The 21,421-nt window shown below is 72.1% G+C and carries 23 protein-coding genes; 7 read left to right on the forward strand and 16 right to left on the reverse strand.

Going from position 1 to position 21,421, the window contains the following annotated elements:
- The first annotated feature begins 36 nt into the window (after positions 1–36).
- Both AB0C03_RS09505 and AB0C03_RS09510 read left to right on the forward strand, forming a co-directional pair.
- Positions 37–927 carry a DUF5667 domain-containing protein gene (locus AB0C03_RS09505; RefSeq protein ID WP_030329734.1) on the forward strand — a complete coding sequence of 297 codons (891 nt, stop codon included), beginning with the start codon at positions 37–39 and terminating at the stop codon, positions 925–927.
- A 126-nt stretch (positions 928–1,053) separates the two neighbouring features.
- Positions 1,054–1,923, forward strand: coding sequence for an HAD family hydrolase (locus AB0C03_RS09510; RefSeq protein ID WP_357635784.1), 870 nt, complete (start codon positions 1,054–1,056; stop codon positions 1,921–1,923).
- Between the two features lie 10 nt (positions 1,924–1,933).
- Here AB0C03_RS09510 and AB0C03_RS09515 read toward each other — a convergent pair whose 3' ends face one another.
- The 11 genes from AB0C03_RS09515 to AB0C03_RS09565 all read right to left on the reverse strand — a co-directional run bounded on the left by AB0C03_RS09515 (position 1,934) and on the right by AB0C03_RS09565 (position 12,391).
- Entirely contained in the window at positions 1,934–2,791 is an 858-nt protein-coding gene (locus AB0C03_RS09515) for a lysophospholipid acyltransferase family protein (protein WP_030329730.1), read from the reverse strand.
- A 253-nt stretch (positions 2,792–3,044) separates the two neighbouring features.
- Complete coding sequence (locus AB0C03_RS09520; protein ID WP_030329729.1) at positions 3,045–4,121, reverse strand: NAD-dependent epimerase/dehydratase family protein; 1,077 nt, start codon at positions 4,119–4,121, stop codon at positions 3,045–3,047.
- A 119-nt stretch (positions 4,122–4,240) separates the two neighbouring features.
- Positions 4,241–4,342 carry a 30S ribosomal protein bS22 gene (locus AB0C03_RS09525; RefSeq protein ID WP_007465623.1) on the reverse strand — a complete coding sequence of 34 codons (102 nt, stop codon included), beginning with the start codon at positions 4,340–4,342 and terminating at the stop codon, positions 4,241–4,243.
- A 272-nt stretch (positions 4,343–4,614) separates the two neighbouring features.
- A complete protein-coding gene (locus tag AB0C03_RS09530) occupies positions 4,615–4,824 on the reverse strand; it encodes a helix-turn-helix domain-containing protein (protein WP_007465625.1) in 210 nt (69 codons plus the stop codon).
- 212 nt (positions 4,825–5,036) lie between these two features.
- The gene (locus AB0C03_RS09535; protein WP_357635788.1) at positions 5,037–6,221 is read right to left on the reverse strand and encodes an ABC transporter permease; all 1,185 of its coding nucleotides are present in this window, start codon (positions 6,219–6,221) and stop codon (positions 5,037–5,039) included.
- Positions 6,218–7,228, reverse strand: coding sequence for an ABC transporter ATP-binding protein (locus AB0C03_RS09540; RefSeq protein ID WP_357635791.1), 1,011 nt, complete (start codon positions 7,226–7,228; stop codon positions 6,218–6,220). The genes AB0C03_RS09535 and AB0C03_RS09540 overlap by 4 nt, the downstream gene beginning before the upstream one ends.
- The gene (locus AB0C03_RS09545; RefSeq protein WP_357635794.1) at positions 7,225–8,607 is read right to left on the reverse strand and encodes an efflux RND transporter periplasmic adaptor subunit; all 1,383 of its coding nucleotides are present in this window, start codon (positions 8,605–8,607) and stop codon (positions 7,225–7,227) included. Before AB0C03_RS09545 ends, AB0C03_RS09540 begins: the two co-directional genes overlap by 4 nt.
- 44 nt (positions 8,608–8,651) lie before the next feature.
- Positions 8,652–9,941 carry a hypothetical protein gene (locus tag AB0C03_RS09550; protein WP_030329715.1) on the reverse strand — a complete coding sequence of 430 codons (1,290 nt, stop codon included), beginning with the start codon at positions 9,939–9,941 and terminating at the stop codon, positions 8,652–8,654.
- A 55-nt stretch (positions 9,942–9,996) separates the two neighbouring features.
- Complete coding sequence (locus AB0C03_RS09555) at positions 9,997–10,572, reverse strand: TetR/AcrR family transcriptional regulator (protein ID WP_030329713.1); 576 nt, start codon at positions 10,570–10,572, stop codon at positions 9,997–9,999.
- Positions 10,565–11,365: an alpha/beta fold hydrolase gene (locus tag AB0C03_RS09560; RefSeq protein WP_030329711.1), complete on the reverse strand. Its 801-nt coding sequence runs from the start codon at positions 11,363–11,365 to the stop codon at positions 10,565–10,567. Before AB0C03_RS09560 ends, AB0C03_RS09555 begins: the two co-directional genes overlap by 8 nt.
- Positions 11,366–11,470: 105 nt before the next feature.
- Positions 11,471–12,391, reverse strand: coding sequence for a proline dehydrogenase family protein (locus AB0C03_RS09565; protein WP_030329709.1), 921 nt, complete (start codon positions 12,389–12,391; stop codon positions 11,471–11,473).
- Between the two features lie 105 nt (positions 12,392–12,496).
- Between AB0C03_RS09565 and AB0C03_RS09570 the strand changes: the two genes are divergently transcribed.
- Genes AB0C03_RS09570 through AB0C03_RS09580 form a run of 3 tightly spaced genes read left to right on the forward strand, consistent with a single transcriptional unit; the run spans position 12,497 to position 14,543 of the window.
- Positions 12,497–12,769 (forward strand): hypothetical protein, encoded by a 273-nt coding sequence (locus tag AB0C03_RS09570; RefSeq protein ID WP_245233557.1) that lies wholly within the window; start codon positions 12,497–12,499, stop codon positions 12,767–12,769.
- 1 nt (position 12,770) lies between these two features.
- Entirely contained in the window at positions 12,771–13,937 is a 1,167-nt protein-coding gene (locus tag AB0C03_RS09575) for a glutathionylspermidine synthase family protein (RefSeq protein ID WP_030329705.1), read from the forward strand.
- Positions 13,938–13,955: 18 nt separating this feature from the next.
- Positions 13,956–14,543 (forward strand): CGNR zinc finger domain-containing protein, encoded by a 588-nt coding sequence (locus AB0C03_RS09580; RefSeq protein WP_030329704.1) that lies wholly within the window; start codon positions 13,956–13,958, stop codon positions 14,541–14,543.
- 33 nt (positions 14,544–14,576) lie between these two features.
- On the opposite strand, the gene AB0C03_RS09585 is transcribed toward AB0C03_RS09580, so the two are convergent.
- Both AB0C03_RS09585 and AB0C03_RS09590 read right to left on the reverse strand, forming a co-directional pair.
- Positions 14,577–15,383: a sugar phosphate isomerase/epimerase family protein gene (locus AB0C03_RS09585; RefSeq protein WP_081883736.1), complete on the reverse strand. Its 807-nt coding sequence runs from the start codon at positions 15,381–15,383 to the stop codon at positions 14,577–14,579.
- 75 nt (positions 15,384–15,458) lie between these two features.
- Complete coding sequence (locus AB0C03_RS09590; RefSeq protein WP_030329700.1) at positions 15,459–16,403, reverse strand: Ppx/GppA phosphatase family protein; 945 nt, start codon at positions 16,401–16,403, stop codon at positions 15,459–15,461.
- Positions 16,404–16,483: 80 nt separating this feature from the next.
- Between AB0C03_RS09590 and AB0C03_RS09595 the strand changes: the two genes are divergently transcribed.
- A complete protein-coding gene (locus AB0C03_RS09595; RefSeq protein ID WP_030329698.1) occupies positions 16,484–17,281 on the forward strand; it encodes a DUF3109 family protein in 798 nt (265 codons plus the stop codon).
- Positions 17,282–17,715: 434 nt separating this feature from the next.
- On the opposite strand, the gene AB0C03_RS09600 is transcribed toward AB0C03_RS09595, so the two are convergent.
- Both AB0C03_RS09600 and AB0C03_RS09605 read right to left on the reverse strand, forming a co-directional pair.
- Positions 17,716–18,399, reverse strand: coding sequence for a response regulator (locus tag AB0C03_RS09600; RefSeq protein ID WP_030329696.1), 684 nt, complete (start codon positions 18,397–18,399; stop codon positions 17,716–17,718).
- Positions 18,400–18,423: 24 nt separating this feature from the next.
- Positions 18,424–19,707 (reverse strand): sensor histidine kinase, encoded by a 1,284-nt coding sequence (locus AB0C03_RS09605; RefSeq protein ID WP_030329694.1) that lies wholly within the window; start codon positions 19,705–19,707, stop codon positions 18,424–18,426.
- A gap of 204 nt (positions 19,708–19,911) precedes the next feature.
- Between AB0C03_RS09605 and phoU the strand changes: the two genes are divergently transcribed.
- Entirely contained in the window at positions 19,912–20,565 is a 654-nt protein-coding gene (gene phoU / locus AB0C03_RS09610) for a phosphate signaling complex protein PhoU (protein ID WP_030329692.1), read from the forward strand.
- Positions 20,566–20,628: 63 nt separating this feature from the next.
- Here the strand turns inward: phoU and AB0C03_RS09615 are convergent, their stop codons facing one another.
- Entirely contained in the window at positions 20,629–21,396 is a 768-nt protein-coding gene (locus tag AB0C03_RS09615; RefSeq protein ID WP_030329691.1) for a phosphoglyceromutase, read from the reverse strand.
- Between the last annotated feature and the right edge of the window lie 25 nt (positions 21,397–21,421).

Here is a 21,421-nt window from a genome sequence, read left to right on the forward strand (position 1 = left end):
CCGACCGGCCGTGACCAGCGAGAGGAGGTGCCTGCGGTGGACAACACCCTCTTCTCCCGCCGGCGCGCGGAGCGCTTCGCGCAGCTTCTCGACGAGGCCAACGGCGCTCGGCGACACCACGTGCGATCCCGGGTGGACGGCCACCTCGCGCCGCTCGTCGCAGTGGGTCAGCGGCTCAGCGTCGACCCCCCGGCTGTCGAGGTGGACCAGGACTTCCGCACCGGCCTGCGGGCGATGCTGCTCGCGACGGCCGAGCGGGAAGGGCTGGGCAGCACACCGGCGACGGCCGGCGAACCGGCAGCCACGACCACCCGGGGGCGGCTCGCCACCACCCGAGGACGGCTGCTGCCGGCGGTCACCGCCCGGCGGGCCCGAGCCCGGGGCGCGATCCTGGTCGGCATCGCCGCCGGGGCGATCGCCGTCTCCGGGATCTCCGCCGCCAGCGAGAACGCGGTGCCCGGTGACGCGCTGTACGGCATGAAGCGCTCCACCGAACGGGCACAGCTCGCCCTGGCCAGCTCGGACATCAGCCGAGGGCAACTCTTCCTGGACTTCGCCCGGACCAGACTCGGCGAAGCCGCCAAGCTGCGCGGCGACCGGATCGGCTACAGCGCGGTCCTCGACGACATGGACGCCGACACCCGGCAGGGCGTTCGCCTGCTGACCTCGGCCGCTGTGCAACGAGCCGAGCCCGGCAGCCTGGACACCCTCAACACCTTCGTGTCGAGCCAGCGCCGGGCGGTACGCGGCCTGCTCGACGGGAGCACCCGCGTCGACCGGGACCGGACCCACCGGTCACTGCTGCTGCTGGACAGCATCCGGGAACGCTCGGACGACCTGCGCGCGGCAATCGCCTGCGGCCTGCCGGCACCGGCCGCCAGCGACGCCCTCGGCCCGGCCCCGAGCGCCTGCCCCGGCGATCGCTGACCCGCGCCCCTATACCGCACGTCCGACCGGCCGCGCCACAGTTCGCTGTGTGCCCGGCCGGTCGACCGTCTGCGGCGGATACCCTCGCCAGGGAGCATCAGTCGCACCGGGAAGGAAGGGAATCGCGTGGCGCGCAGCCGTAAGGTGACGGTCAGCACCGACGCCGAGGGGCACACCGCCGGCTGGGCGGACACCGACCTGGCCGCGGTCAGCGCACCAGACCCGACCGGCGCGGCGTTCTTCGACGTGGACAACACGATGATGCAGGGCGCCTCGATCTACTGGTTCGCCCGTGGGCTCGCCTCCCGGAACTACGTGACCACCGCCGACCTGGCCCGGTTCGCCTGGCAGCAGCTCCGTTTTCGGCTGCTCGCCCGGGAACACGCCGGTGACATGTCACTGGCCAAGGAGGCGGCGCTGGCCTTCGTCGAAGGCTGGCGGGTCAACGAGGTCGAACACCTCGCCGAGGAGATCTTCGACGAGCTGATGGCCCCCCGGATCTGGGCCGGCACACACCAGCTCGCGCAGCGTCACCTGGACGCCGGTCAGCGGGTCTGGCTGGTCAGCGCCGCCCCCGTCGAGATCGGCCGGGTGATCGCCGCCCGACTCGGCCTGACCGGTGCCATCGGCACGGTGGCCGAGGTGGTGGACGGGGCGTACACCGGGCGGTTGGTGGGTGACCTGATGCACGGACCGGCCAAGGCCGAGGCGGTCACCCAGCTCGCTGCTGTGGAAGGGCTCGACCTGACCCGCTGCGCGGCCTACAGCGACTCGGCGAACGACCTGCCGCTGCTCTCCGTGGTGGGGCGGGCGGTCGCCGTCAACCCGGACGGCGTTCTGCTGCGGCAGGCCCGCCAGCACGGCTGGGAGGTACGGGACTTCCGCACCGGCCGGCGAGCGGTCAAGATCGCCGTACCGTCGACTGCCGCGGCCGGGCTGGTCGCCGGCGCGGTCACCGCCGGCCTGGCCCTCCAGCGCCGCCGGCGCGCCGGCTGAGGACCGCCGGCTACGGGCCGAACGGGTCGGGCCGTCGCTCCAGCAACGTGTGCAGGGTCTGCTGGATGGTCTCCCGCACCTGGTCGGCGAGGTTGAAGACCACCAGCGGGTCATCCGCCGAGTCGGTCAGGTGGGCGGTGGGGATCGGCGGGCAGAACTCGATCAGCCACTTGCTGGGCAGCGGCACCATGCCCAGCGGGCCGAGCAACGGGAACGTCGGCGTGACCGGGAAGTACGGCAGCTTGAGCAGCCGCGCCAGCGGCTTGATGTCGGCGAGCATCGGGTAGATCTCCTCGCCGCCGACGATGGCGACGGGCACGATCGGGGTGCCGGTGCGCAGCGCCGCCGAGACGAACCCGCCCCGCCCGAAGCGTTGCAGCTTGTACCGGTCGGCGTAGAGCTTCCCGATGCCCTTGAAACCCTCCGGGAACACCCCGACCAGATCGCCGCCGCCGAGCAGCCGCTCCGCATCCGGGTTGCAGGCCACCGTGCCGCCGGTCTTGCGGGCCAACTCGGAGACGACAGGCATCCGGAAGACCAGGTCGGCGCCAAGCAACCGCAGGTAACGGTGGGCGGGATGCTTGTCGTGCAGCGCTGCGGAGAGAATCAGGGCGTCCAGCGCCACCGTCCCGGAATGGTTGCCGACCACCAGGGCGGGCCCGTCCACTGGCACATGCTCCACCCCGCTGACCTCGGTGCGGAACCAGTCCCGGTAGAGCACCCGCAGCAACGGGTGGAAGACCGCGTCGGTCAACTCCGAGTCGAACCCGAACTCGTCGACCTCGTAGTCACCGGCGAGCCGCCGGCGCAGAAACGCCAACCCGTTCGCGACCTTGCGGTCCCAGTGGTCCCCCGGCCGGTCCGCCACCGCCGGCCCGGTGGCCGCGGGCGGCCCGGCGTCGACCCGGTCGGCCGGAGTCGGGGGCGCTGCCGGGGTCGGCGCGGCCTGCGCGGCCGGCCGGTGTCCGTTGCGCCGCGCCGGCTCCGCATCCGGCCCGGGCACCTGCTGGGGTACGTCGAAACGCCCGACCGACTGCGGGTCGCGCCCCTCCTCCGGTGCACTCACAGCGCCACCTCTGTTCGCGACTGCGGGGCTCGCAAACCCGGCTCACTCCTCGCGCTCACGATGACCGCTCCCGCATGGCTGATCGGACCTGCCGGATGCCGTCCAGGACGAGTTTCTCGGCGGCGGCCAGCTGATCCCGGGTGACCACCACCCCGCCGTGATGGGCGCGGATGAAGTCCTCGAAGGCGGCGGCTGTCGACCGGGGTGTGAAGCCGTACTCCTGCTCCAGCCGGCTGGTGTCGACCACCCGGCCGTGCACGAAGAGGTCGACCTGGTCCAGGCCGTAGCGGCCGAAGCCCATGGTGCGGGCCAGCGCGGCGGCCCCCGACAGACCCGGCTCCAGCACCGGCACGGCGACCCGGCCGGCCCGCCGGATCGCCTGGGACAGCGACAGCACCCCCGGACCAGCGACGTTGTACGTGCCCGGATGGTCCTCCACGATTGACCGGTGCAGCACCTCCAATGCGTCGTCGAAGTGCAGGAACTGCAGGCGGGGGTCGCGGCCGAAGACCGTCGGCACGAACGGCTGCGAGAAGTAACGGGTCAGCGTGGTGTCGGCGGTCGAGCCGATGAACGGGGCGAAGCGCAGCACCGTGGCGGTGACGTCGGGCCGGCGGCGCCGGAAGCCACGGACGTACCCCTCCAGGTCGAGGATGTCGCGGCCGAAACCGCCGCGCGGCACCTCGCGGGGCTCGGTCTCCTCGGTGAAGACCGCAGGATCCCGGAACGACACCCCGTACGCGGCGGTCGACGAGCGGACCACGAGCTTGCGCAGCCGGGGTGCCCGCTGGCAGGCGGCGAGCATCTGCATGCTGCCGATGACGTTCTGGTCCTTCATCGCGGACCGGCCGCCGTGCTGCGGGTCGGGTGAGGTGACCAGCGCGAGGTGCACCACCGCGTCGACGTCCAGGTCGGCGAGGAGGCCACCGAGCGCTCCGCTGTCGACGCGGATCCGTTCGACCCGGTCCAGCAGGTCGGGGAACTCGGTGCCGGCGTCCGGTGCGTCCACCCCGATGACCCGTTCGATGCGGGGGTCGGCGGCCAGTCGGGCCGCCACGTGGGCACCCAGGTAACGGCCCACTCCGGTGACGACGACGACCCCCGGAGCACCTGAGGTGCCACCGGGGGTCATCTGACGCACCTACGCCGGCAGGATGGACCGAGCCGGGACGACCACGGCCTGATCACCTGAGCCTCCGGAGGTCGACAGTTTGGCAAGCGACGCACGCCGGGCGCTGAGCCCGGCGGCGATCACTTGCCGAGACGGCGACGCTGGACGCGGGTCTTGCGCAGCAGCTTGCGGTGCTTCTTCTTAGCCATGCGCTTACGGCGCTTCTTGACCACCGAGCCCATACGACAGCCTTTCGATACAACGTGCGGGGCGGACCGGATGACACCACGCAGGTGGCGACGGCGACCGCTTGCGGACAACGGACCGGACCAGTCTGGGCGGCGGGGCGCACCTGTGGGGTCTCGGTCGGGCTCCAGGGTAGCCGGAGGGCGTCAGCCGGACCAACGCGCCCCCGTCGCGGCCGCCTCAGGTCCACGACTGCGCGGCTCGCGATCTCACTCCGTACGCTCACCGATGCCGGTCAGCCGGCGGTGGCGGGCGGTGTGGTGGTGGCTCAGGCGGTTTCCTGAAACGCACCCCGGAGATATTCGTGCACCGCGTGCTCGGGCACCCGGAACGACCGGCCGACCCGGACGGCGGTGAGCTCACCGCTGTGCACCAGGCGATAGACAGTCATCTTCGACACCCGCATGACCGTCGCCACCTCCGCGACGGTCAGGAACTTGACCTCCGACAGCCGTCCGTCGGACTGTGACCCGGCCATGGCTCACCGACCCATCCCATGCCCGGCGCGTGCCAACCCGACGGATGCTCCGGGCCGGGCCGGCGACGCGCGTGTTACCAGTACGGTAGCGGGGCGGTTGTGACCGGCGCGATCCCTTCGTGCAACTGATCATGTTTCGGTGGCCGGTTCACCCGATCCGTGCTCCCGGTATCCGCCCGTGCGCGTGCACCGTCCGGTTGTTCCGGCGGTGCTCATTCGGTGCGCAGCGCGACGACCGGGTCGAGGCGGCCGGCGCGCTGCGCGGGAACCACCCCGAAGACGATGCCCACCACCGCCGACACGCCGAAGGCGAGCGCCAGCGACCACCAGGTGATCGCGGCCGGGATCGGCGACAGCGCGTCGACCAGCAGAGCGGTTCCCACGCCCAGCGCCATTCCGGTGACCCCGCCGATCGTGGTGAGCAGCACCGCTTCCAGCAGGAACTGCACGCCGATGTCGCGGGGACGCGCGCCGACGGCCTTGCGCAACCCGATCTCCCGGGTCCGCTCCCGGACGCTGACCAGCATGATGTTGGAGACGCCGACGCCGCCGACGAGCAGTGAGATGCCGGCGATGGCGGCCAGCACACCGGTGAGGACACCGAGGATGTCGCCGAGCACGCCGAGGATCTGCTGCTGGGTGACGGCGCTGAACTCGGTGTCCGGGTGGCGGCGGTTCAGCTCGGCGACGATCCGTTCGCCCAGCTCGTCGATGCGCTCCCGGTCCGGTGCCTTCACCGCGATGCCGTCGATCCGCTGGGTGCCCCAGAGTCGCTGCGCGGCGGTCACCGGCACGTGCACCTCGTCGTCCCGGTCGACGCCGAGGCTCTGCCCGAGCGGCGCGAACACCCCGATCACCCGGAACCGCACCCCGGCGAGTGCCACCTGCTGGCCGAGCGGGTCCCGGTCGGGGAAGAGCGCGCGGGCGACCGAGTCGCCGAGCACCGCCACCCGTCGACTGGTGTCCACGTCGGTGCCGGTGAGGTAGCGTCCCCGGGCCAGCGACCTGGTGAACACCGCCGGGGTGGTCTCCAGGACGCCCTGCACGGTGGTGAAGTCGGAACGGCCGCCGGCCCGCGCTGTCGCCCCGGACGCGACGGTGACCGCCACCCGGTCGGGGTCACCGACGACCCGGTTGACGGCGTCCACGTCCTTGAGGGTCAGCGGCGACACGACCGGCGCGTTGCCCACCTCGATCCGACCGGGTACGACCAGCAGCAGGTTGGAGCCGAGGCCCTCGACCTGTTGCTCGACCTTCTGTTTCGTGCCGGTGCCGATGGCCACCAGCAGCACCACCGAGGCCACCCCGATGATGACCCCGAGCATGGTCAGCGCGCTGCGCAGCCGGTTGGCCCGCAGGGCGTCCAGCGCCACCCGCCACGCCTCGGCGACCCTCACGTCGTACCCCCGGGACGCTCGGCTGCGCGCTCACCGACAGCCGCATCGCGTGCCTCACGCGGGTCGGCGTCGCGCGGGTCGGCCTGTGGCCGCTCGGCCTCGCGCGGAAGGCGCCCGGTGGCTCCGGCGGCGCCACCGGAGCCACCGGACGGGTGCCCCGGGCCGCTTCCGGACGCGGACCGGGGCTCCGCGCTGGGAGCGGGGACCAGTGTCGCAGGTCGACCGTGATCAACGGACGGCGGTCGATCATGGGCGGAGTGCGGGTCGGTGTCCGCGCCCGGCGGGCGTGCGCTGTCCGCCACGACCACCCCGTCGCGCATGGTGATCCGACGGTGGGCGCGGGCCGCCACCTCCTGGTCGTGGGTGACCATCACCAGCGCCACCCCGGACTCCTCGTTCAACTGCTCCAACAGCTCCAGCACGGCGGCACCGGTGACGCTGTCCAGGTTGCCGGTGGGTTCGTCGGCCAGCAGCACCGTCGGCTCGGTGACCAACGCGCGGGCGATGGCCACCCGCTGCTGCTCACCGCCGGACATCTGGTTGGGCCGGTGGTCCAGCCGGTGCCCGAGACCGACCCGGCCGAGCATCGCCGCCGCCCGTTCCCGCCGCTGCCGGGCCGACACCCCCCGGTAGACCAGGGGCAGGGCCACGTTCTCCACCGCCGAGGTACGCGGCAACAGGTGGAACGCCTGGAAGACGAAGCCGATCGTCTCGTTGCGCAGGGTCGCCATCTCCGGCGGGGCGAGGGCGTTGACGTCCCGCCCGCCGATCACCAGGCGGCCACCGGTGGGCCGGTCCAGCCCACCGAGCAGGTGCATGAGGGTGGACTTGCCCGAGCCGGACGGCCCGACCAGGGCCACGTAGTCCCCCGGCTGCACGGTCAACGACACCCCACGCAGCGCCGCCACCGACACCCCGTCGAGCTGGTACGTCCGGGAGACGTCCACCGCCTCGATCGCCGGGGCACGCTCCCCGCCGTGCGGACCTGAAGCGGCGGGTTCGGTCACCGGACTTCCTGGCCGTCGCGGACCTGGTCAGCACCGCGCACCACGATCCGGTCGCCGGGTTGCACCCCGTCGAGGATCTGCACCAGGTCGGACCCCTGGACGCCCACCGTCACCGACGCCCGGCCGGCCTTGCCGTCGCGGACCACCCAGACCGCGTCCCGGCCGTCGGCGGAGAACACCGCCGAGGCGGGGACGGTCACCGCGTCGACAGCCTCGCGTACCCGCAGGCGAACGATCGCGTTCATGCCGGGGCGGGGCGTCGGGGCCGGCTCGTCCTCGGCCAGCTTTCCGGCACCCAACGCCAGGCGTACCCGATAGGTGACCCCGCCCTGCGCGGAGTTGGTGGGCAGCACGTCGACCGACCGGACTGTGGCGTCGTAGCTGGCGCCGGTGACGGCGTCCAACTCGACGGTTGCCGGCACGCCGGCCTTGACCAGCAGCACGTCGGTCTCGTCCACCTCGGCGAGCAGACCCAACTGCCCGGTGTCCACCACTGTCAGCACCGGCGCTCCGGCGGTGACCAGCCCGCCAACCGCGACCGCGTCGTCCACCCCGGCCGGCGGGCCGCCCTGGTTGGGAGTCAGCACGGACGGGTCGAGGCCAGCGCCCCCGGCCTGCTCCAACAGCCCGGCCAGACCGGCGTTCGCACCAGCGCCGGCCCGGGTGCCGCCCGGCTGCACCACACCGGCGATCGGGGCGCGCAGGGTCAGCGCGTCGACAGTCGCCTTCGCCAGGTCGTACGCCTGCTGGGCCTGGAGCCGTTGCGCCGCGGAGAGCGCGCCGACGGCGGAGCTCAACCCGTTGATCCCCCGCTGGACCGCGCGGACCGCCTGGTCGGCGCTGCGCGCGGCGGCGGTGTACTGCTTCTGCGCGGACGTCACCTGGGTCAACAGCGCATCCCGCAGCTGCGGGTCGGCGATCTTGTCGGCGGCCTTGCGGGCGGCATCGAACGCCTCGTTGGCGGCCTTGTCGGTGCCGCGCCGGCTGCTGGTCAGGTTTCCTGCTCCGACGCCCCGGCCGGCGCGCTTCGCGGCGGACAGGGCCTCCTTCGCCTGCCGCAGGCGCTGCTGCGCGCTCGGCGAGTCGACAACGGCCAGCACCTGACCGCGCTTGACCCGCTGTCCAGGCTGGACGCGCAGGCTGGACAGGGTGCCGTCGGCGGGAGCGGTGAGGGTGGCGGCGGCACGGGCCGTCACGGTGGCCGGGGCGTCGATCACCTCGGTGACCGGGTTACGTTCGGCCGACGCCAACGCGAGGTCGGGGCCTTCGTCGCCGCAGGACGCGGCGGTGGTGGCGGTGAGAACGACGACGGCGGTCAGGGCGACGAGCAGGCGGGGCCGCGTGGTGCCGGCGGGCCGTGACGACTGAGGGCGGCGCACCCCATCGATGGTACGGCGTGCCCTCGCACCACCTCTGAGCTGCGTCAGCCGGCGGTGGCGCGGACGTAGGCGACGCACTCGTCGTGCAGTGTCGACCACTGCTCGCCGAACGCTTTCTCGGACGCCACGTCGAGGGTTCTGCCGTCGTGCACCACGGTCTTGAAGAAGGTGAGCAGCCGCAGCGGCCCGTACCTGTCGACGAGGTGCCGGACGGCCAGGTAGCCGATGCCGTAGCTGCCGGCGACCCGTTCGGCCGGGGCATCGTCAGCGGGGTTGACGCCCTCCAACTTGCCGTCCCAGCCGCCCCGGACCATCTTGCGGACGTCGGCGACTCCTTCGTACCTGTCGACCGCCTGGCCGCCGGCACCGGCGAACTCGGCCAGCCCCTCCACCAACCACCAGGTGAGCTTGCCGGGGTAGCCACGCTCCGGCAACGACGCCGCGTGGGTCAGCTCGTGCCGCAGGAGATCGTCGGTGCCGCTGTTGGTGAGCCCTTCGGCGTTGAGCACCACCTCGTGGTGGCCGCCGCCCACTGTCACCGCGTAACCGCCGGTCCATTCTGGGCGTTCCCCGCCGTACCAGCGCTGCCACTCGGTGCGCCCGGCGTAGAAGATCCGGTAGCGGTCCGGCGGTGACCCGGTCACCGCGTACCCGTCGGCGACCTTGGCCGCCGCCTCGGCCTGGGCGAGCAGGCCGGGTAGTTTGCCGCGCAGCGCCGGGGTGGTGGCGACGATGGTCCGCGCGCCGACGGCGACCGCCAGGTCGCTGATCTCCCACGGTCGGGTGCCGGTCTCCACCGACTTGGATTCCTCCATGGCGACCATCAGGGGCTGGTCACCGTTCTCCCGCCACCGGGTGCCGATCAGCACCGGGCTGGGTCGACAGTTCGGCGTGACGAAGCAGTACTGGAAGCGCACCAGCAGCCGCCACTCGCCGGGCTTGCCGATGATCGGCACGGGCAGACCACTGGGCTCGGCCCGCCACCCGGTCACCTTCAGCTCGCGGAGTGCGGCGAAGCGTCGGCGCAGGTCGTTGTGGGCGACGGGGTCGGCGACGGCGAGAAAACCGGCGCGGTCGCCACCGAGGAGCGCCGCGGACTGACGGTGCAGCTGGGCGGTGATCCGGTCGGACAACCCGCGGGCCACGGCGGTGGCCGGATCGTCGGCAGCCGAGGCACCGACCCGGCTGACGGTGGGGCGCGCGCCTGTCTCCCGGATCACTCCGACGACGAGCGCCGCCGGCAGGCCGCAGCCCAGCAGCAGGAACACCACCACGAGCACCGTCCACAGCGGCCAGAGCCGCCGTGGTGCTGGCCGCTGCACCTCGTCAGTCACCCGCCGAAGGGTACGACCAATACCTGGACGCGGCGAGGCCGCCCCGGCCGCCGGCTCACGCGCCGGTGCCCGGCCAGGAGCGGAAGGAGATGTCCATGCTCGCGATCAACTGCTGGTACGAGCGGTCGACGTCGCGGGGCAGACCGAACCCACCGGCGGCCTCCAGGGTCACGAAGCCGTGCAGGGCGCTGCGCAGCGCGCGGGTGGCGTCCACCGCGTCGTCACCGGTGAGCCCGTAGCCCCGAAGGACCGCGACGACGGCACCGACGGCGCGTTCGCCGGCCTCGACGTGCTCCGGGTCGGCCGGATCGGGCACCCGCTGGGTGGCCGGGTAGCGACCGGGGTGTCGGTGGGCGTAGCCACGGTAGGCGTTCGCCATGGCCCGGAGCGCGTCGCCACCGGAGCGGCCGACGGCGGCGGTGGTCATCTCGGTGGCCAGCTCGGCGGTGGCCAGTGCGGCAAGCTTCTGGGCCAGCGCGTCCGCCCCCCGCACGTGCTTGTAGAGGCTGGGCAGCGCGACACCGAGCCGGTTGGCGAGCGCGGCGAGGGTGAGCTGTGAGAAGCCGACCTCGTCGGCCAGCCGGGCGGCCTCCCGCACCACTGTCTGCTGGTTGAGGCCGACCCTAGGCACCGGCGCACACCGCCAGGAAACCGAGCAGCTCCTCGGCGGTGCGCTGCGGCTGGTCGGCGTGCGGGTAGTGGCCGGACTCCCCGATCATCCGGGCTTCGGCGGTGCCGAAGAGCCGCCGGGCGGCTCGTGCCTCGGCTCCCGGGTCGGGGAAGTCCGGGTCCTTGGACCCCATCAGCACCAGCACCGGTTGCCGCACCTGCGGGGCGCGGCTGGTCCAGTGTGGCTCGGCCGGTGCGATCACGCCGCGGGTCGCGGCCATCCGGCCGGGCTCGCGGAGGTTGGCCACCATCGAACGACGGTAGGCCGCGTCGTCGGCGGGTCGGCGCACCGGGAACAGGGTGTTGTGGAACATCCCGAACAGTCGGGGGCTGTGCAGCACGGACCACATCGCCATCCGCAGCAACGGGTTGAGCTTCGGTTGGCCAACGAACGCGCCGATCTGCACGATGCCGGTGACCAGCTCGGGCGCATCGGTGGCGGCGAAGACCACCGCCGCCGCGGCGGACGAGCTGCCGACCAGCACGGCCGGGCCGGCGTCGAGGTCGCGGACCACGGCGAGCAGGTCCGCGCCGACCTCCGCCGGGGCGTACGTGGGCCAGCCGGCACTGGACTGCCCGTGGCCCCGGACGTCGACCGAGGCGACCCGGTGACCGGCGGCCACCAGCAGGGGCACGAGGTGCCGGAAGCTCGCCCTGTTCTCTCCCATGCCGTGCGCGAGGACGACAAGCGGCCCCTCGCCCTGCACCTCGTACGCGATGTGTCCACCGTCCCGCCACACCTGGCTAGCTGTCATAGCCTTAAAGCTAAGCCACTTAGCCGAGTTTGGCAAGCCGGATAGCCGAACGGGCCGGCGGTGACCCGAGCGGTCGCCGCCGGCCCGTCGGCCGAATCGGAGAAGTTACTTCTTGGAGATCAGGGCGCGGCCGAAGAAGACCAGGTTGGCGGGGCGCTCGGCGAGCCGACGCATCAGGTAGCCGTACCACTCGTCGCCGTACGGGACGTAGGTGCGCACCGTGTAGCCCTCGCCGGCCAGCCGGGCCTGCTCCTCGGGGCGGATGCCGTAGAGCATCTGGAACTCGAAGCGCTCCGGCCCTCTGTCGAACCACCGGGCCCGGTCCTCACCGATGGCGATCATCCGCGGGTCGTGGGTGGCCAGCATCGGGTACCCGTCGCCGGACATCAGGATGTTCATGCAGCGCACGTACGACTTGTCCACCTCGCGGGCCGACTGGTACGCCACCGACTCCGGCTCCTTGTAGGCGCCCTTGCACAGCCGCACCCGCGACCCGGCCGAGGAGAGCTCCCGGCAGTCCGACTCGGTCCGGCGCAGGTACGCCTGGAGCACCGCGCCGGTCGACGGGAAATCCTTGCGCAGCCGGCTCAGCACCTCCAACGTCGAGTCGGTGGTGGTGTGGTCCTCCATGTCCAGGGTGACTGTGGTGCCCGCCGCGTCGGCAGCCGCGCAGATCGCCCGCGCGTTGTCGTACGCCAACTGCTCGTCGAACATCTGGCCGAGGGCGGAGAGCTTCACGCTGACCTCGGCGGCCGGGGTGAGCCCCGCACCGGCGAGCATCTTCAGCAACTTCAGGTACTCGTCGCGGGTGGCGGTGGCCTGCTCGGGGGTGACGGTGTCCTCACCGAGGTGGTCGAGGGTGACCGCGAGGCCGTCGTCGACGAGCCCGCGGGTCGCGCGCAACGCGTCGTCGGTGGCGGCGCCGGCGACGAACCGGCGTACGACGTCCCGGGTGTACGGGGCGGTCGCGACGAGCCGCTCGACCTGGGATGACCGGGAGGCGGCGAGGATGACGGAACGGAGCATGAGCCGAGCGTAACGCCCCTGCCAGGGCCCCCGCCGAGGGGCGGCGGGGGCACTTCGACCCGGGGCGGGGCGGCGGCGGTGGCGTCGATCGGCTACAACGATGCCGTGGACCAACGCCCCCGCCGCCGGCTCCGATCGGCCTCCGTGCAACTCGGCGCGCTCACCGCTCTCGCGCTCGCCCTCTCCGGCTGCAACATGACCTCGGACGACGACGATGACGACGACTGCGCCCTCGGGCCGGTCGGCGGCGGCGAAACCGTCGCGCTGGCGATGCGGGTCAGCGACCCGGCCGCCGGCCGCACCGCCCCGGAACCGGCCACGACGGCCCTGCCCGAGCGCGGCGGGTTCGGCACCCACCTCGCCGCCTGCGGCGGCTGACGTGCGCCGCGAGACGGTCACCCCGCGCACCGACTGGGACGCCACCATCCGCTCCCAGGGGCTGGTCTACGTCGACACCGAACTGCCCGACGGCGGGATCATGTCGTACTGGGACGAGACCGCCGCGTACGCCTTCGACCTGGACGAGGTGCTGCGGCTGGAGGAGGCCACCGAGGAACTGCACCGGATGTCGGTGGCCGCCGCCGAGCACGTGGTGGCGCAGCGCCGGTACGCCGAGTTCGGCATCCCGCAGTGGGCGGCCGAGGCGGTGGCCCGGTCGCTGCGGGAGGCGCCACCGACCCTCTACGGGCGCTTCGACCTCGCGTACGACGGCACCTGGCCCCCGAAGATGTTGGAGTACAACGCCGACACCCCCACCGCGCTGGTCGAGGCGAGCATCATCCAGTGGTACTGGCTGGAGGACACCCAGCCGGATCTGGACCAGTGGAACAGCCTGCACGAACGGCTGGTCGGCGCCTGGGCCAAGATCGGGGCGGGGCTGCACGACCCGCTGGTGCACGTGCTCTGGTCGAACGAGGAGGAGTCCGGAGAGGACCACATGACCGCCGGCTACCTCGCCGAGACCGCCCGGCAGGCCGGCCTGAACGTCGAGTTGCAGCCCATCCAGGAGATCGGCTGGGACGGCCGACGTTTCGTCGACGCCGACGACCGCCCGGTGACCACCTGCTTCAAGCTCTACCCGTGGGAGTGGATGCTGGCCGAGCCGTACGGGCCGGCGGCCCTGGCCCCGGGCACCCCGACCACCTGGATCGAGCCGGCATGGAAACTGCTGCTCTCCAACAAGGCGCTGCTCGCGGTCCTCTGGGAGCTGTACCCCGGCCACGAGTACCTGCTCCCGGCGTATCTCGACTCGCCGCGCGGCATGCCGGAGTACGTCGCCAAGCCCCTGCTCGGCCGCGAGGGCGGTTCGGTGCGCATCGTCACCGCCGGCGAGGAGATCACCAACCCGGGCATCTACGGCGACGAGGGCTGGTGCTACCAGGAGTTCCGGGCGTTGCCCCAGTTCGCCGGCAACCGGATGGTGCTGGGCAGCTGGATCGTCGACGGCGAGTCGGCCGGAGTGGGGGTGCGGGAGAGCGCCAGTCTGATCACCGACGGCTACGCGCGGTTCCTGCCGCACTACATCGACGCGCCACGCACCCGCTGAGTCGTCTACCGTTGGGGCGTGAACTTCGACGCGTACGCCCGGACCGGCGTTGACCTGGTCAACGCCCGCCTGGACGACCTCGACGACCTGCGGGCCCTCTTCCCCGACGAGAACGCCTGGATGCGCGACGAGGTCGCGGACCGGGACGTCGCGATCTTCCGCCGGGCCCAGAAGCGGTTGCGCGACGTCTTCGAGTACGGCACCTCGGGGCGGGACGCCCAGGCGGTCACCGAGCTGAACGCGCTGCTGGAGGCGTTCCCGGTGCAGCCGCGCATCTCCGGGCACGACTCCAGCGACTGGCACATGCACGTGACCAGCCGGGGCGCCTCGGTCAGCGCCGAATACCTGGCCGGCGCGGTCTGGGGGCTGTCGGTCTGGCTCTGCGAGTACGGCAGCGCCCGGTTCGGGGTCTGCGCCGACGAGCGGTGCGGCAACGTCTACCTGGACACGTCGTCCAACTGCTGCCGGCGGTTCTGCTCGGAGCGGTGCGCCACCCGCTCGCACGTGGCGGCGCACCGGGCCCGCAAGCGGGCCGCGGTCGGCGAGCAGGTGACTGTCGCAGCCCAGCCGACCGCCGGCGTCGACTCCCTCTCACCGGTCAGCTGACACCGCCACCGCCCTCTCGTGGGGGCGGACGGGTCAGACGTCGACAGGTGACTGGGCAGTCAGGTGCTGGCGGGCGAACTCCAGCGCGGCGCGCAGGTCCGCCTCGCGCACCGCGCGGCTCTTCGCGCCGCGGGTGGCGACCTCCACCGCCACCGACCCGGTGAAACCCCGGCCGGCCAGCGAGGAGAGCAGCTCCCCGCACGGCTGGGTGCCGCGCCCGGGCACCAGGTGCTCGTCGCGACCCTCGCCGGTGCCGTCACCGAGGTGCACGTGCGCCAGCCCGGCACCCATCCGGTCGGCCATCTCCAGGGGGTCGCTGTGCGAGGCCGCGCAGTGCGACAGATCCAGCGTGTACGACGGGTAGCCGGCGTCGGTCGGATCCCAGCCGGGCACGTACGGGACGAACTGTCGACCCGCCATCCGCACCGGGTACATGTTCTCCACCGCGAAGCGCAGCCCGGTGAACCGGTCCGCGACGGTCGCCAGGCCCTCGGCGAAGTTGCGCGCGTAGTCCCGCTGCCAGCTGAACGGTGGGTGCACCACGACGGTCGGCGCGCCAAGCGTCTCGGCCAGCTCGGCGGCCTTGCGCAGACGCTCCCACGGGTCCGGGCTCCACACCCGCTGGGTGACCAGCAGGCAGGGCGCGTGCACCGAGAGCACCGGGACGTCGTAGTGCGTGGAGAGGCCGCGCAGCGCGCCCGCGTCCTGGCTGACCACGTCGGTCCAGACCATCACCTCGACGCCGTCGTAGCCGAGCGCCGCGGCCAGTTGGAACGCCGCCGCGGTCGGCTCGGGAAAGACCGACGAGCTGGACAGGAGCACGGGAACGCGGGAAGTCACATCAGCCAGCGTAGCCCGGCGACGCCGGGGGCATCGTGACGAGCGCCGGCAAACAGCCCCAAAACGGTCGTGGGGTCAGATCGGCTCAAGTTGATCGAGTCGACGGAGGATGACACCCTCCCGCAGCGCCCACGGGCAGATGTCCAGCGAATCCAGATCCAGACGGCGCATCACCGCCTCGGCGACCACGGCACCGGCCAGCAACTGGTGGGCCCGACCCGCGCTGACCCCCTCCAGCTCCATCAACTGCGCCGGTGGGATGTGCCGGATGAAGCCGATGACCTGTCGAAGGCCGGCCCGGGTCAGACTGCGCCGCGCCCACAGCCCGGCACCGGACGGGGCCGCCCCGGCCAGCCGGGCCAGGGTCCGGAACGTCTTCGAGGTGGCCACCGCCCGACCCCAGCCCACCTCCGTCATCTGGTCGACGACCTTGTCGAGCCGGCCGTCCACGTACTCCCGGAGCTTGTCGACGGCCTCCGCCGACGGCGGGGCCGCACTGGCCGGATCGACCCGCAGCCGCTCGCGGGTCAGCCGGCCGGCACCGAGCGGAAGAGAGACCGCGACGTCCGGGTCCTCGTCGATGCCGGCGGCGATCTCCAGCGAGCCACCACCGATGTCCAGCACCAGCAGCCGGCCCGCGGACCAACCGAACCACCGCCGTACGGCCAGGAAGGTCATCCGCGCCTCGTCCGCGCCGGAGAGCACCGCCAGGCGTACGCCGGTCTCGTCGCGGACCCGGGCCAGCACGTCGGCCGCGTTGGTGGCGTCGCGCACCGCTGACGTGGCGAACGCGATCAGGTCGTCGGTCGCCAGCCCGGTGGCCGCCGCCTTCGCCATGCCCACCGCCTTGACCAGGCCGTCCGCACCCGCCTCGGTCAGTGCGCCGTCGGGGCCGATCTGCTCGGCCAGCCGGAGCACCACCTTCTCGGAGTGCGCCGGCCACGGGTGCGCCCCGTGGTGCGCGTCCACCACCAGGAGGTGCACAGTGTTGGATCCGACGTCAAGGACACCCAGTCGCATGGTGAAGACCCTAGGTGCAACACGTTTGCGCGGCTCACCGACCTGCGGACGGCACCGCGCGTACGCTGGGCCGAGTGACGATGGAGCTCCGTGTGCTGGTGGACGACCCGGGTGACCCGCGTAGCCGTGAGGTGCCCCTGGACTTCCCTCGGGAGTGGATCGAGTTCACCGACCCCGCCGACGAGACGCACCTGATCCGGGCCGACCTGACCTGGTTGCTCTCCCGCTGGACCTGCATCTTCGGCAAGGGCTGCCACGGCATCATCGCCGGCCGAGCCGCGGACGGTTGCTGCTCACACGGCGCGTTCTTCACCGACTCGGACGACGAGAAGCGGGTCCGCAACGCCGTCCGGCGGCTCACCCCGTCGACCTGGCAGCACTTCCGGCGCGGGTTCAAGAACTGGACCGACGAGGACACCATCGACGGCAAGAACCCGGCCCGCCGCACCGCCACCCAGGGCGCCGACGGTCCGTGCGTCTTCCTCAACGACGCCGACTTCGCCGGCGGGGGCGGTTGCGCGCTGCACGCGCAGGCGCTGCGCGACGGGGTGCACCCCTTGGAGTACAAGCCGGACGTCTGTTGGCAGCTGCCGATCCGCCGTGACCAGGACTGGGTGAAGCGACCGGACAACAGCAAGGTGCTGGTCTCCACGCTGTCCGAGTTCGACCGGCGGGGCTGGGGAGCCGGCGGGCACGACCTGGACTGGTGGTGCACGTCCTCGACGGACGCGCACGTCGGCGCCGAGCCCATGTACCTGTCGTACGGGCCGGAGCTGACCGCTCTGATCGGCGCTGCCGCGTACGAGCGGCTGGCCGAGCTGTGCGCGACCAGGACGAGGCAGGGCATGATCGCCCCGCACCCCGCCGACGAGATCTAGCGGTCTCGGTACGGTTCACCTGGCTGCGACGCCTCCGCCTGACGACGGCCCGGCACAGCGACGCCACGGGCTTCGGCGGCGTCGCGAACGAGATCATCGGACGCCTCGCCACACTGCCCGCCCGCCCGCCTGAAGAGCGATGCCACAACGCCCGTAGCGGGGGAGCCAGTGATATGGGATGCGAAGCCTTTGGAGCTGACTCGTTTACGACATCGGCCCGGCCGGCGTCGGCCCGGCCGGCGTCGGCCCGGCCGGCGTCGGCCCGGCCGGCGTCGGCGGATGACTCGTTTGTGACATCAGCTCCAAAGGACCCCACCACCGGACTCGCATCCCCCGGGCACAGGTGGCTGGGCCCCCGAAACTGGCTCGCTGAGCAGGCGCAAACAGGCCGAAGGGGGCCCGCGTCGAGCGCGGGCCCCCTTCGGGTACGCCGATCACGGCTCGAACTTGTAGCCCAGACCCCGGACGGTCACGATGAATCGCGGCGCGGACGGCTCCGGCTCGATCTTCGAGCGCAGCCGCTTGACGTGCACATCGAGCGTCTTGGTGTCACCGACGTAGTCGGCACCCCAGACCCGGTCGATGAGCTGGCCTCGGGTGAGCACCCGGCCGGCGTTGCGCAGCAGCAGCTCCAGCAGTTCGAACTCCTTCAGCGGCAGCTGCACCGCACCGCCGTCGACGGTCACCACGTGCCGTTCGATGTCCATCCGCACCGGGCCGGCGGCCAGCGTCGGCGCACCCGCCTCCGCCACCTCCGGGCTCTGCCGGCGCAGCACCGCCCGGATCCGGGCGACCAGTTCCCGAGGCGAGTACGGCTTCGTCACGTAGTCGTCGGCACCGATCTCCAGCCCGACCACCTTGTCGATCTCGCTGTCCCGGGCGGTGACCATGATGATCGGCACGGCAGAGCGCTGCCGCAACTGCCGGCAGACCTCGGTGCCCGACATCTCGGGCAACATCAGGTCGAGCAGCACGATGTCGGCGCCGGTCCGGTCGAACTCGGTGAGAGCGTCGGTGCCGGTCGCGGCGACCGAAACCTCAAAGCCCTCCTTACGGAGCATGTACGACAAGGCGTCGGAGAACGACTCCTCGTCCTCGACCACGAGAACGCGGCTCAACGGGGATTTCCTTTCCATTTGCTGTCAGACCTGCCGTAGCCCAGTCGGACCGGACTCGATCCCAACCGGCGGCAGTGTCGCCAGGAGGTCATCCGGTGGACTGGCGGGCAGCCGGAGGGTGAACGTCGATCCACCACCAAGAGTGCTCGACACCTCGACCCGTCCGCCATGGTTGCTCGCAATGTGTTTCACGATCGCCAGGCCGAGCCCGGTGCCGCCGGTGGCACGCGAGCGGGCCTGGTCGGCCCGGTAGAACCGTTCGAAGATCCGGTCGACGTCGGTGGGGGCGATACCGATGCCCTGGTCGGCGACGGCGACCTCGACGTGCTCGTCGTCGCCCCGCAGGGTGACCCGGACCGTGGTGTCCTCACCCGAGTAGTTGATGGCGTTCTCCACCAGGTTCGCCACCGCCGTGGCGAGTTGGGAGTCGCTGCCGTACGCGGTGAGACCACGCTCACCGTCCACGGCCACCGTGACCCCTCGGGCGGAGGCTGTGGTGCGGGTCCGGTCGACCACCTCGGCGATCACCCAGTCCAGCGCGACCGGCTCCGGTGGCGGCTGCGGCTCAGCGCCCTGCAACCGGGTCAGTTCCAGCAACTCCTGCACCAGCCGGCCGAGGCGGGTCGACTCGTGCTGGATCCGCTCGGCGAACCGGCGGGCGGCCACCAGGTCCTCGGGAAGGTCGGAGGCCGCGGCGTCGGCCGGCTCGGTGGCGTCCAGCAACGCCTCGGCGAGCAGTTGCAGGGCACCGATCGGGGTCTTCAGCTCGTGGCTCACGTTGGCCACGAAGTCGCGTCGCACCCGGGTCAGCCGGTGCGACTCGGTCACGTCGACCGCCTCGACCGCGATGAAGCCGTTGCCGAGGCCCATCGCCCGCAGGTGCACGCCGAGCGGGTTCTCCCCCGCGCTGTCGCGACCCCGGGGCAGGTCCAGCTCGATCTCGCGCCGCACGCCGGTGCGTCGCACCTGGCCGGCGAGGGTACGGATCAGTGGGTGCGCGGCGATCGAGCCGGGGGTGCTGCCGGTCCGCAGCAACCCCATCGCGCGGGCGGCCGGGTTGATCAACACGGGGACGTCGTCGTTGTCCAGTACCACGACACCGGCCCGGAGCGAGTCGATCGTCCGGCGGCCGAGCCCGGCCTGCTGCTCGTCGGCTATCGCGGGCCTCCCCCTGTTCCAGCGGAAGCTGACGCTCCCCGTCGACGCGGAGCGGTCGTCCCGCCTCGGCAGGAACCGGGGCAGCAGCAGACCGGCGACCATCCCGGCCACCAACGCCACGACCACCACGACCGCCACTGCCCACTCCACCCGGCGATCGTAGGGTCATTGTTAACCTGGCTACCACACAGAACGGGACGAAACACCCTCACTTACACAACTGTTCACCCCCACGTCTGGCGTCGTTCACCGTGGTTCATCCGGGGTCCGTCCGCGCGCCCTACCGTTGGCGTCGCACCTGCTCAAACCCCTGCGCCGGCACCCGTCGGCGGCGACCGACCACAGGACGTGATGATGCGCGACGAGTTCCGGGCCGACCTCCAGATCGTCAGCCAACTGCTGGTGGACATGGCGGAGGGCGTCCGCGCCGCCATGCGCCAGGCCACCCGGGCCCTGCTCACCGCCGACCGGCAGGCCGCCGAGACGGTCATCGAGCGGGACGCCGAGATCGACGACCTCTACCGGCACGTCGAGGAGCGGGTCTGCGACCTGCTCGCCCGACAGGCACCGGTCGCCTCCGACCTCCGGGCGATGATCACCGCGCTGCACGTGGCCGCCGATCTGGAGCGGATGGGCGACCTGGCCGAGCACGTGGCGAAGACCGCGCTGCGCCGGCACCCCTCCCCGGCCGTCCCGGCCGAGCTGCGGACGGTCTTCACCGAGATGTCCGAGATCGCCGACCGGATGGCCGTGAAGATCGGTTCGGTGCTGGCGAAGCCCGACGCCGACCTCGCCGGTGAGTTGGACCGCGACGACGACGCCATGGACGAGCTGCACAAGAACCTGTTCGCGGTGCTGCTCGGTGACGACTGGCCGTACGGGGTGGAGACGGCCATCGACGCCACCCTGCTGGGCCGCTTCTACGAGCGCTTCGCCGACCACGCTGTCAACGCCGGCGAGCACGTGATCTACCTGATCACCGGGGAGAGCACGCCCAGCGGCAACTGACGCACCGGAAAGGGGCCCCTCGCCATCGCTCTGCGCGATGAACGAGGGGCCCCTTCTGGTAGCTCAGCGCCCCTGGTTGGCCACCGCCGCGGCCGCCGCCTTGGCGGCGGTCGGGTCGAGGTAGGTGCCGCCCAGGGTCAGCGGGCGCAGCTGCGGGTCGAGGTCGTAGCGCAGCGGGATGCCCGTCGGGATGTTCAGCTTCGCGATCGCCTCGTCGGAGATCTGGTCGAGGTGCTTGACGAGGGCACGCAGCGAGTTGCCGTGCGCTGCCACCAGCACCGTCCGGCCGGCCAGGATGTCCGGCACGATCGAGTCGTACCAGTACGGCAGCATCCGCTCGACGACGTCCTTGAGGCACTCGGTGCGCGGCATCAGCTCGGTCGGCAGCAGCGCGTAGCGGGGATCACCCACCTGCGACCACTCGTCGTTGTCGTCGATCGGCGGCGGCGGCGTGTCGTACGACCGGCGCCAGAGCATGAACTGCTCCTCGCCGTACTCGTCGAGGGTCTGCTTCTTGTTCTTGCCCTGCAGGGCGCCGTAGTGCCGCTCATTGAGCCGCCACGACCGGCGCACCGCGATCCAGTGCCGGTCGGCGGCGTTGAGCGCCAGCTCGGCGGTGCGGATCGCACGACGCATCACGCTGGTGTGCACGACGTCCGGCAGGAGACTGTGCTCGCGCAGCAGCTCGCCGCCGCGCCGCGCCTCACCCTCGCCCTTCTCGGTCAGGTCGACGTCCACCCAACCGGTGAAGAGGTTCTTGGCATTCCAGTCGCTCTCACCGTGTCGCAGCAGGACCAGCGTCCCGATGGTGGGCCCTTCGCTCGCAGTCATGCGGATCATCCTGCCTCAACCGCTG

Source organism: Micromonospora parva (genome assembly GCF_040649675.1).
Lineage (GTDB): Bacteria > Actinomycetota > Actinomycetes > Mycobacteriales > Micromonosporaceae > Micromonospora > Micromonospora parva.